The organism is Sphingobium xenophagum NBRC 107872 (assembly GCF_000367345.1).
Classification (GTDB): Bacteria; Pseudomonadota; Alphaproteobacteria; order Sphingomonadales; family Sphingomonadaceae; genus Sphingobium; species Sphingobium xenophagum.
Window position 1 is genome coordinate 77,989 of the sequence record NZ_BARE01000014.1, and the last position, 9,603, is coordinate 87,591.

Genomic DNA, 9,603 nt, shown 5'->3' on the forward strand with positions numbered 1-9,603 from the left:
CAAAACGCATCCTGCTCCCGCGCAGGCGGGCGCACGTTCATATCAACGCCCACCAACCCATCACCCGCCAGGGCGATGGCCCCGGCATCTCGACCACGCGGCGCAACCCGGCATGGGCATGGACGAACCCGCCCGGCACACAGATCATCAGATGCAATTGCAGGGGACCGGGCCGCACCAGCGCAACATCGCCCGGCGCGCCGCCCGCCACCGGCACCAATCCCGCCGCCCGCAGCCAGCCTGCGGCCCGCCCGGCATCGCCGCTGCGCAAACCATAGGCGCAGGGCGCATTCCGCCCCAGCGCCAGCGCGACCAGCCCGACGCAATCCAGACCGCTCTCGCTGCGCCCATGCAGGCGGAACGGCACGCCGACCAGCGCCCGCGCCCGCTCGACCGCGCTCATGCGCCGGGATAACGGGTCAGCAGATCCATCCCCGGCAGATAAGGTTCGCCCCGGAAATTCACGCCATTGCCAAAGCGCCCGGCGCAGGTCGCCATCTGCCGGTCGCACCCCTCCGTCAGCAGCGCCAATGTCCCCGCCGCCACCGCAAAGGCCGGCGGGTCGGCCAGCGTCACCGCGTCCGCCCCATTGTCCGCCACGGCCTGCACCAGCCCGACATTCGTCCCGCCCAGCCAGCGCAACGTCCCGAACGCATAGTCGCCGGGCGTCAGCCCGGTCGCGGCGACCACCGCCCCGTCCACACCCGACACGCTCACCACCCGCCGCCGCGCCGCCATGTCCACCCGGCACGCCCGGTCGCCCAGGGTCGCGCGACAATCGGGTGATGTCGATGGCGCGACCGCCGCCCCCAGCACCGCCGCCGCGCCGATCAGTTCCGCGCTGAACGCCGCCCCCTTGCGCGCCACCGCGCCAATCTCGCCCCGCGCCAGCGACAGCCACAGGTCGCCCGGCGCTTCGCCCAAAGCCCCCCATTGCGTTAGCCACACTTCCAGCGCCGCGCCATCCCAGCGCCCCGCCATCAGATCCGCCTCGCTGATCGCATCGCTGGAAAGCGCCCCCGCCAGATCGCTATCCTCGCCCTCCAGCCCGATGCCGCTACGGATCGCCGATGGCGTCATCCCCGGCGCGGCGCGATAGGTCAGCCCGCCGATCAGCAGATCGCGATCATGGCTCGTCAGCCCGATCGTCACCCCGTCCCGCCGCTCGATCCGCCAGCAAAAGGCCAGCGTGACCAGCGGCTGCTCCAGCGCCTCGATCATGCCCATTCGCGTATCTCCACCAGCGGCACCGACGGCGCTTCCCCGGCGGCAAAGGTCGCGCGGTTGATGTCCAGCCGATCCTCGGCAAAGCGCACCGGCACGTCGAAGCGAAAGCCAGCGGTCAGCAGCACGCCATCGGCAGGCGCGTCGTCAAAGGCGATGATCCCCATTCCCGCATGGCTCCACCCGCTGGTCAGTTCCACGCCATCGGCCGCGACCCGGATCGTCCCTGCGACCGGCCGGGTGATGATCCGCGCCTGCGCATCCTCGCCCGCGCCATAATAGCGCATCAGCTGGAACGAGGCCTGCACCCCGTCCCCCACGCCCAGCCTCTGGTCGATCGGCCCCGGCGCCTGCCCCGGCGCGCCGCTGCGATCGTCATAGGGATCGCTGAACCGGAACCCCCGCGCCGCGCCCCGGCGCGCCCGGAAAAAGCCGATCAGCGTCGCTATGTCCGCCTCGGACCGCACCCCCGGTCCCGCGTCGAAGGACAGCCGCGCATCCGCCCAGTCGCTGCTGCGCCGTTCATGCCCCGACGGGCTTTCGACGATCTGCGTCGAAAAGGCGGGCGACAGGCTTGCCTCGCGCCCTATGCCCAGCGGAAAGACAATATCGTCAAAGGCTTGCATCGCACCCTCTCCATTGATCCTGAACGCGGTAAAGCCATCGCGGCACGCCTGGGGCAGCGCCCAGATGAAGGTCGCCGCCGTCCCCCGGTCCACCGATGCCTGCGCCGCCGCCGCAATCGCGCGCCACTGGCCCGCTTGTTCGGGCAACAGCACGAAGCCCGAAAAATAATGCTGCTCCTCGATCGGATAGCCCAGCCGCGCCGTCGCCAGCTCTATGCCCCGCGCCGTCAGCCCTGGCCGCTCCTCCGTCACCCAGTCATAATCTTCCAGTTGCAGCACATCGAAGGCAGGCGAGGCCCAGCCCAGCGGCATGTTCGCCCGCTTGGCCTGCGGCGCGCGCGGGTCCAAAATCGTCGGCAGATAGGCCAGCAAATGCGTCACCGCGCCCGGCGCGACCGCCTTCACCGCCGCGCATAAGGCCGCGGTGGACGCCGCCAGCACCGCCCCCGCCTGATCCAGCAAAGCGCATTGCGCCTCGTCCAGCGCACCCCAGATGCTCGCAATCGACACCGGACTGCCGCCAAAGGCCGCCCGCGCCGCATCGTCATAAATGCATATTCGCCCGTCGCCCGGCACGACCCACCACCATGGCTCACCGACCTGAAACAGGATCGGCAAACCGACTTCCAACCCAATGGAAACAAAGGCGCTTGCGACGGCCTGCACATATCCCATCGCCCCGCCATGCGCGGGCGACAGCAAAGTCGACGGCGGCACCCAGCCAGTCAGCGCCGGGTCGCCATTTTCCGCCCGCTGCTTCCAGTCGTTCCAGCAATGCGCGTCGAACAGTTCATAGGATAGCGACCAGATGACATCGAAGCCCAGCGCCTTCGCGTGGCGCGCGAAATCCCGGTGCCATGCCGCGCAGGGCGCGTTCAGCGCCCCGCCGGTCAGACTGACGTACAGCCCCTCCGCGCTGGAAGGATCGGGCCGTTCGAGCCGGAAATAATGGCTCATGCCCACATAATGGTTGATCGCCCCGCGATAGCCCAGCGCATGGATCGCCGCGACCACACGTTCGGGCGTCTGGTTGAAACAGTCGTCATAGCCGGTCGCCATCGCCAGCCCATGGTCCGGCACCATGATGTCACCTGTCGCCAGCACGGAACCCGCCCCATCGCACGCCATGTCGGACAGTTCGGCCCAGCCCTCGACGCCGCTGGCAAAGGGCGTGTCCCCCGCATCATAATCGGGCGGCACCAGCGATATGAACATCCGGTCCACATCCCCCGCCCACACCGGATCGGCCTCCTCCGGCAACAGGAACCCGCCGTCCAGCGCCGCGAAATCCAGCGTGATAACCGCGTCTTCCGGCCCACCGTTCGCATAATTCCACAGCCGCACATACCAGGCGCGCGGATTGCCCGCCGCATCCCGCCCCTCGATCGTCAGCGTCGGCCCATGCGTCTCGTCCAGCGTGCGCAGGCCGCCGCTCCGCCACCGGAACCGCAGCACGCATGCCCTGAAATCCCGCGCCGTCTCATAGGCCAGCAGGGGATGGCTCCACCCGTCCACCGCCTCCCAGATCAGCCCCGCCAGATCGCCCGACCCGTAAAAGGTCGCATCCACCCGCAAGGCATCCGCCCCGGTCGTGACCACGCTCGCCATCATCGGGCGCGGAAAATTGACGGTCCAGTGGCTCGGCGCAAAGCGCTTCATCCAGCGCGTCTCCTGCCCCCGCCGCGCATCCGCCAGCCAATAGTCCAGCTTCCCCATCAGCCCAGCGCCCCCTTCACCGCCCGCGCCACCTGCCGCGCGCTTCGCGCCAGCAGCCGCGCCTCGCTCTCCTGCCCCCGACCATTCACCGCAATGCTCACCCGCACATCGCGCGCGCCACCGCCATGCGCGACCACCTGCCCGCTGCTCGTCGGCACGAACATTTCCGGCCCGCGCTCGCCGACCATATAGGCCCGCCCCGGCGCCACCGGCCCGCCCGTCGCCCGTCCCGGCAGCCCCAATGCCGACGTCAGCAGCGACGCCCCCAGATTGACGAGCCCGCCAGCGCCGCCACCAGCGCCACCCATCGCCCCGCGCAACGCGCTGCCTGCAATCTCGTCCAGCACGGACAGGGCGATCCGCCGCAAATCCTCAAAACCGAACTTGCCCGTCCGCACCGCGCGCAACAGCCCTTGCTCGATCCGCCGCCCGGCCCGCTCCGCCCCGTCGCCCAGCGGCCCCTCAATCCCCGCCCGCATCGCCTCCACGTCCCGGCTCAACCCCTGCGTATCGGCCCGAACCCGCACCACCAGCGTCTCGATTTCCTCGTCCATCCGGGTCACTCCCTTTCAATTTCCGTTCGCCCTGAGCGAAGTCGAAGGGCCGAACGGCACTGGGTCAATCCGGCATCGCCCCCGCCACCTGAACCCAGTGCTCCCGCGCAGGCGGGAGCCCAGTCCCGCCCTCTCGCCTGTGCTCCCGCGCAGGCGAGAGCACGCCGCGCTGCTAGTCCGGCATCGCCCCCATCAACCGCTTCAGCTCATGCCCATCCACCCCCGCATCGACCGCCTCGTCCCCGCGCGCGGCCGCCAGCACCGCCGCCAGTTCAGCGGGCGTCGCGCGCCAGAATTCATCGGGCCGCCAGCCCAGCAGCCACCCGGCCACCCCGGCGAGCCGCGCCGCGCCTTGCGCAAAGCGCGTCATTTGCCCGCCAATATCTGCTGCAAAATCGCCTTGAGCACCGGCGTCACCTTGGCCAGTCCCACCGCCAGGATCGCCTCGCCCAGCGTATCGCGATCCATCCGGTCGCGATCGACCAGGCAATGCCAGAACAATGCCACCAGATCGCCCAGCGACAGCTTGCCGTCCGCCGCCCGCTCCACCAGCGCGAACAGCGGCCCCAGTTCCGCCTCCGCCGCCACCAGCGCCGCAAAACTCGGCCGCAACGCCAGCATGTCGCCGCCAATCGCCAGCGCCGCCTCGCCCCGTTCGGGATTTGGGCGCTCCGCCTTAGCCCCGCTCATTCCGACACCACCGCGCCGGAGCTTTCCAGGCTCAGCGCATAATTGCGCTCGCCATTATAGTCCCCGGCATAGTCGAGCCGCGTCACCAGAAAGCGCCCGCGCATCCGCTCGCCGCTCTCGAAACTCAGCTCATAATCCTCGATCGTGCCGGACAGCGCATGGTTGCGGATTGCCACCTCCGCCGCCGATCCGGTGAACAGCCCCGCCGCCGACACGCTGACCGATCGCACCCCCGCGCCCGACAGCAATTCGCGCCACCCGCCCGAATCCTTGGACGTGATGTTCACCGCCTCGCCATTCACGGACAATTGCGTAGTGCGCATCCCCGCAACCGTGGCATATGTTGCCGGAATGTTGCCATCACCAACCTTCAACAGAAACGCACTTCCCTTTTCGACGCCCATGGCGCATCCTTTCTTCCGATAAAGCGTGCAAAACGCTGGTTAAGGAGAGTCTCAATGATCTTCATCGCACCGCTTATGTTGCTGGTCACAACCGCAGCCGCCGCCCCCGCCGATCCTGTCGGCATGGGTCGCAAGGCCTATTCGCAATGCCTGTCGGCCCAGATTCAGCCGGGCCTGGAAAAGAAGCTGACGCTGGGCGATTTTCAGACCGACATGAAAAAGACCTGCGCCGCCAAGGAAACCGCCTTCCGCACCGCGATCGTCGCGGCGGACAAGGCTGACGGCATGTCCGAAAAAGCCGCGCAGGCCGACGCCGACGACCAGATTTCGGAATATGTCGACAAGATCACCGCGGAATATGAGGATTACAACGCGCCGGGCTGAAGCAGCAGTTTGCCAGCGTCACGCCGTGCATGCTGATCACCTACGAGAGTATTCATCGCTCAAAGAGGCAGAGAGCATGGTCTACAAACTTGTGTCAGCGCAAAAGCAGTGAGCGATAAATCGATACAAGAGAAATTCATTCGGGAGATTTCGTTAAATCTCTTGGGTTCTCAATCGGTTTTCAAGCCTTCACATTACGGCATGGGAAAAGAACCAGCTGACCTTGTTTGGGCGGCGGGTCGCTGCGTTGCCATCATGTACATGACCTCTGGCAAATCCGACTTCGAGAAAAAGCGCAGGCATAACCATGCACAGATGCATGAATGGATTCGAAATTGGCAGCAAGGGCAGGTGCTTCAGGGGCCGAAAATCGCTCTAGGCTATGGCGATGTAGACTACATCGTTGGCATATCTATCGTTGGCGGCTTCCAATGCGGTTCAATGATAGATGACACACAGGTCAAGTACGGCGAATCCAACCATCGATTTGGAAAACAAAAGCTCTATGCCTGTGCAACAATATCGGATTCGGTTTTTTTGCGCTTATCCAAGAGAAGTGTGGGCATCCGCGACATAATCCATTTCTTCGATTATCTACGCGGTCGCGGGGATGTGGTCAGCGATGAGGACGCCATTGCATGGATTGACCACTGGGAACAGGCGCAGGCGGCTCAAGCCCGGAATTGCTTTGAGCCGATACTGCCGCCAAGTGAATCTCTAAATGAAGCTTGGCAACAAACCCGAATGCTGTTCCATGCGATAAGGACTCAGCCTATCGGCGAAGGATATGTAAATCATGGGCTAACGTTAGATTTATCCATGGGCGATGCAGTCTGGCTAAGCGTTGCGGAACGCTCGCTTGCTCTGCAAATCGCTTCTCCTGGAGAAACCGGACCTGTACTCATAGGATCTAGCAGAGGAGTAAGCGTTTATCATTTAAATGTTTTAGTCGCTGCCCAAACCAAGTTTATACCAAAACATGCAGTTTATTTTCAAAGGCCAGGTATTACGATGATTTCCTCGTTAGATTTTGGCACTGATAATCCTGTCAGAATGTTTTTTATCGGTGGGAATTATTTTGGAACTGGCGTTTACAATGCTCTAGATGAATTTCGACAGAAGATGGCAGCTTAAAAAGACCCCAAGCCGGCACCCATTCCTGTCGCGTCAGGGCTTGGACCCGTTGATGTGAACTTCTCACCCCTCCCACACCGCCCGCAACCGATAATCCACCACCGCCGACCAGCCCGCGCCCTGCCGCGCAACCCGCGCCACCCGTGACCGCACCAGCCGCGCCGTGACCACCCGCCACCCCTCGCGCACCGCCACGCCCGCCAGCACCGGGTCGATCCGCGCGATCATCCCCGCCAGCCGCGCCGGCGTCTCGCCACCGTCATGCAGGCCGATCGTCAGCCGCAACTCGCGCCCCGCCACATCCTTGCCGCCCCAGTCCGCGCCGATGCACTCGCCCACCACGCCATAGGGCTGGCTGGCCCGCACCGGATCGCCGTCGAACAGGCCGTTCAGCCCGTCCATCAACAGCGTGTCCGCCCGCAACGCATCGATCACCGCCGCGCGCACCGCCACTTCAGCGCTCATAGTCCGCCCCTCCCCGCTTCCCGCAGCGCCATATCCCGCCACCAGCGTGCCACCAGGCCGCGCCCGGACGCCCGCACCAGTTCGCCCTAGATACTGACGTCCAGCCCCGCCTCATCCAGCGCCGCCGCCACCGCTGCCCGTCGCCGCGCCGCCCGCTGCGCCACCATCCGCGCCAGCGCCGCCCTCATCGCAACCGCATCCGCCGCCATGGCCGCCACAGCGCGCTCACCACGGCGGGGGGCGCGGCCCCTTCCGTCCCGCGCGCGGAAAAATGCTCCGCCGCCAACCGCACGATCCCCTGCCGCAATGCTTCGGGCAGGCCGTTCATCTCGCTCGCCATGCCCGCCGAATAGCGCACCAGCAATCGCCGCCCGCCGCCCGCGCGCATCGATCGCACCCACCCCTCGCCGGTCGCATCGATGTCGATCGCATAGCCATCGACCGGCAGGGCGACCGCCATGCCATCCGCCTCCACCGCCTCGACGCTCTCGATTCCCACCACGGGCCGCGCCGTCAGCCGCTGCCAGCTCCCATCGCCCGCCACCATCTCCTGCGCGCCCCGCACGATCAGCCACTGCCCGACAAATTGCTCGCACAGCGCCGACGCGCTGCGCAGCAACCCGGCCAGCACCCCATCCTCGCCACTCGTTTCGATCCGCAAATAGGCCTTCAGCTCGGCCAGCGACGCCGCCAGCGTCCCGCTCTCATCCTGCGCCAGCATCAGCATTCCTCCACCCGAAATGTCACCGACCGCGCATCCACCTGCCCGTCGGACAAAGTGACCCGGTTCGTCAGTCGATAGAGCCGCCCGATCAGCCCGCCGCTCACCCGCACGCTGGTCCGCAAGCCCTCGAACGCGGAAGCCTCCACGCTCAATCCGCCCGCTTCGACCGGCGCCACGCTCCACAGGCTGGCGACGATGCTCTGCCCCGCCAGATGGGCGGACCAGTCGATCCCATGATCGATGCTGCTGTCGGCATCCTTCAGATACAGGCTCATCGCCGCTTGCTCCCCCCAAACAAAAAGGGGGAAGGCCAAACGCCTCCCCCCAAAACCTTCTCCCCTGGGGGGAGAAGGATACGCAGCCTTACTGGCACAGCCAGTTAGGCGAAGCTGGATGAGGGGGCACAACGCCGGCCCCCTCGCCCGTCAAGACGCCGCAAACTTCATCAATTTAATCGCCTCGCTATTCGCCACGGCCCCGCCGATCCGCTTGACCGCGTAGAAATGCACGAACGGCTTGTTGCTGAACGGATCGCGCAGGATGCTGGTGTCGCTGCGCTCGGCAATCACATAGCCCGCCTGGAAATTGCCGAACGCGATCGACAGGCTGCCCGCGCTGATGTCCGGCATATCCTCGGCCTCGACCACCGGATAACCCAGCAGCGTCGCGGGCTGGCCAGCGCTCATCGACGGCTGCCACAAAAATGCGCCATCGCTGGTTTTCATCTTGCGAATGGCGCTCAGCGTCGCGCTGTTCATGACAAAGCTCGCCCCCTGCCGGTAGGGCGCGCGCAGGCTCTGCACCAGGTCGATCAACCTGTCCTGCGGGTTGGACGCGGCAAAAGCCCCCGCCGCGCCCGACGCGACATATTGCAGCGATCCGAACGCCCGCACGCTGTCCGCCTCATTGGTCGTGGTATAGGTCAGGAATCCCTTGGGCTTGTTCGTGCCATTGCCGGTGATGAAGGCCGCACCCTCCGCCACGGCAAATTCACGGGCAATCTCGCCCGCCAGCCAGCCTTCGACATCGAACTGCGCATCGTCCAGCATCGCCTGGCTCGCCGCCGGATTGGCGAACAGTTCGCCCGATGGCGGCGCGATCTCATTGAAGCTTGGCGTCCCCGTCTCGCCCCGCGCCCCCGTCTCGCTGGCCCAACCCGACACGATCCCGCCCGCACTCACCAGCTTGCGATAGCCCGCCGTCCCGGTCCGCACGACGTTGGCAATGGCGCGAACGGGTGAAATGCTTTTCAGCGTCGCATCGATCAGCTGATCAATCTCGCGCGGCACCGCATATCCCCCGCTCCCGCCCGAAGCCCCGGAAAAGCTCTTCAGCTCCACGCCCGCTTCCTGCCCCTGCCGCAAATAGCGATCGACAAAAGCGCTACGGGCCGGATCACCAAAATTTCCTGGCGCCCCGCCCTTCACCCCATCGAGCGCAGGCCGCTGCATCGCCACCCGCATCGCGCTCAAATCCGCCTCCAAAGCCGCAATCCGCTCCCCCTGAAGCACCACATCAAAGCTCCCCTCCAGAGCATCCGTCACGCCGTCCGTCATGTCATTCTCCCGCTAGAAAACACAAAAATGGGCGGCCCCGGATGGGACCGCCCTGAAAAAAACAAACCTTCTCCCCACGGGGGAGAAGGATACGAAGCCTTGCCAGCTTGCTGGCTAGGCGCAGTT

Annotated in this window: 13 protein-coding genes; 2 read left to right on the top strand and 11 right to left on the bottom strand. The window is 65.7% G+C overall.

Annotated features, from left to right (window positions below):
* Positions 1-37: 37 nt before the first annotated feature.
* The 7 genes from SX1_RS08420 to SX1_RS08450 form a co-directional block, all read right to left on the bottom strand.
* Entirely contained in the window at positions 38-403 is a 366-nt protein-coding gene (locus SX1_RS08420; protein WP_019052626.1) for an NlpC/P60 family protein, read from the bottom strand.
* The gene (locus SX1_RS08425) at positions 400-1,227 is read right to left on the bottom strand and encodes a phage/gene transfer agent baseplate hub protein (RefSeq protein ID WP_043145440.1); all 828 of its coding nucleotides are present in this window, start codon (positions 1,225-1,227) and stop codon (positions 400-402) included. Before SX1_RS08425 ends, SX1_RS08420 begins: the two co-directional genes overlap by 4 nt.
* Positions 1,218-3,566, bottom strand: a complete 2,349-nt coding sequence (locus SX1_RS08430) for a DUF2460 domain-containing protein (RefSeq protein ID WP_019052628.1) — start codon at positions 3,564-3,566, stop codon at positions 1,218-1,220. Before SX1_RS08430 ends, SX1_RS08425 begins: the two co-directional genes overlap by 10 nt.
* On the bottom strand, positions 3,566-4,120 hold the full coding sequence (locus SX1_RS08435; RefSeq protein ID WP_019052629.1) for a hypothetical protein: 555 nt from the start codon (positions 4,118-4,120) through the stop codon (positions 3,566-3,568). The genes SX1_RS08430 and SX1_RS08435 overlap by 1 nt, the downstream gene beginning before the upstream one ends.
* Positions 4,121-4,292: 172 nt before the next feature.
* Positions 4,293-4,490, bottom strand: a complete 198-nt coding sequence (locus SX1_RS08440) for a phage tail assembly chaperone (protein ID WP_019052630.1) — start codon at positions 4,488-4,490, stop codon at positions 4,293-4,295.
* The gene (locus SX1_RS08445) at positions 4,487-4,810 is read right to left on the bottom strand and encodes a gene transfer agent family protein (protein WP_019052631.1); all 324 of its coding nucleotides are present in this window, start codon (positions 4,808-4,810) and stop codon (positions 4,487-4,489) included. The genes SX1_RS08440 and SX1_RS08445 overlap by 4 nt, the downstream gene beginning before the upstream one ends.
* Positions 4,807-5,214 (bottom strand): phage major tail protein, TP901-1 family, encoded by a 408-nt coding sequence (locus SX1_RS08450; protein WP_017184507.1) that lies wholly within the window; start codon positions 5,212-5,214, stop codon positions 4,807-4,809. The genes SX1_RS08445 and SX1_RS08450 overlap by 4 nt, the downstream gene beginning before the upstream one ends.
* Positions 5,215-5,268: 54 nt before the next feature.
* Between SX1_RS08450 and SX1_RS08455 the strand changes: the two genes are divergently transcribed.
* Entirely contained in the window at positions 5,269-5,598 is a 330-nt protein-coding gene (locus tag SX1_RS08455) for a hypothetical protein (RefSeq protein ID WP_019052632.1), read from the top strand.
* A 108-nt stretch (positions 5,599-5,706) separates the two neighbouring features.
* Positions 5,707-6,732 (top strand): hypothetical protein, encoded by a 1,026-nt coding sequence (locus SX1_RS24185; RefSeq protein WP_157410127.1) that lies wholly within the window; start codon positions 5,707-5,709, stop codon positions 6,730-6,732.
* Between the two features lie 63 nt (positions 6,733-6,795).
* Here SX1_RS24185 and gp17 read toward each other — a convergent pair whose 3' ends face one another.
* The 4 genes from gp17 to SX1_RS08480 all read right to left on the bottom strand — a co-directional run bounded on the left by gp17 (position 6,796) and on the right by SX1_RS08480 (position 9,477).
* Positions 6,796-7,197: a tail completion protein gp17 gene (gene gp17, locus SX1_RS08460; RefSeq protein WP_019052633.1), complete on the bottom strand. Its 402-nt coding sequence runs from the start codon at positions 7,195-7,197 to the stop codon at positions 6,796-6,798.
* Positions 7,198-7,381: 184 nt separating this feature from the next.
* Positions 7,382-7,918, bottom strand: a complete 537-nt coding sequence (locus SX1_RS08470) for a head-tail connector protein (protein ID WP_026149596.1) — start codon at positions 7,916-7,918, stop codon at positions 7,382-7,384.
* A complete protein-coding gene (locus SX1_RS08475; protein ID WP_019052636.1) occupies positions 7,918-8,196 on the bottom strand; it encodes a phage fiber-tail adaptor protein in 279 nt (92 codons plus the stop codon). The genes SX1_RS08470 and SX1_RS08475 overlap by 1 nt, the downstream gene beginning before the upstream one ends.
* 150 nt (positions 8,197-8,346) lie before the next feature.
* Entirely contained in the window at positions 8,347-9,477 is a 1,131-nt protein-coding gene (locus tag SX1_RS08480) for a phage major capsid protein (RefSeq protein ID WP_019052637.1), read from the bottom strand.
* Positions 9,478-9,603 lie beyond the last annotated feature (126 nt).

Bases quoted from the DNA above. Each gene is read 5' to 3' on its own strand.
- SX1_RS08420 (WP_019052626.1), bottom strand. From the start codon at position 403: ATGAGCGCGGTCGAGCGGGCGCGGGCGCTGGTCGGCGTGCCGTTCCGC.
- SX1_RS08425 (WP_043145440.1), bottom strand. From the start codon at position 1,227: ATGGGCATGATCGAGGCGCTGGAGCAGCCGCTGGTCACGCTGGCCTTT.
- SX1_RS08430 (WP_019052628.1), bottom strand. From the start codon at position 3,566: ATGGGGAAGCTGGACTATTGGCTGGCGGATGCGCGGCGGGGGCAGGAG.
- SX1_RS08435 (WP_019052629.1), bottom strand. From the start codon at position 4,120: ATGGACGAGGAAATCGAGACGCTGGTGGTGCGGGTTCGGGCCGATACG.
- SX1_RS08440 (WP_019052630.1), bottom strand. From the start codon at position 4,490: ATGACGCGCTTTGCGCAAGGCGCGGCGCGGCTCGCCGGGGTGGCCGGG.
- SX1_RS08445 (WP_019052631.1), bottom strand. From the start codon at position 4,810: ATGAGCGGGGCTAAGGCGGAGCGCCCAAATCCCGAACGGGGCGAGGCG.
- SX1_RS08450 (WP_017184507.1), bottom strand. From the start codon at position 5,214: ATGGGCGTCGAAAAGGGAAGTGCGTTTCTGTTGAAGGTTGGTGATGGC.
- SX1_RS08455 (WP_019052632.1), top strand. From the start codon at position 5,269: ATGATCTTCATCGCACCGCTTATGTTGCTGGTCACAACCGCAGCCGCC.
- gp17 (WP_019052633.1), bottom strand. From the start codon at position 7,197: ATGAGCGCTGAAGTGGCGGTGCGCGCGGCGGTGATCGATGCGTTGCGG.
- SX1_RS08470 (WP_026149596.1), bottom strand. From the start codon at position 7,918: ATGCTGGCGCAGGATGAGAGCGGGACGCTGGCGGCGTCGCTGGCCGAG.
- SX1_RS08475 (WP_019052636.1), bottom strand. From the start codon at position 8,196: ATGAGCCTGTATCTGAAGGATGCCGACAGCAGCATCGATCATGGGATC.
- SX1_RS08480 (WP_019052637.1), bottom strand. From the start codon at position 9,477: ATGACGGACGGCGTGACGGATGCTCTGGAGGGGAGCTTTGATGTGGTG.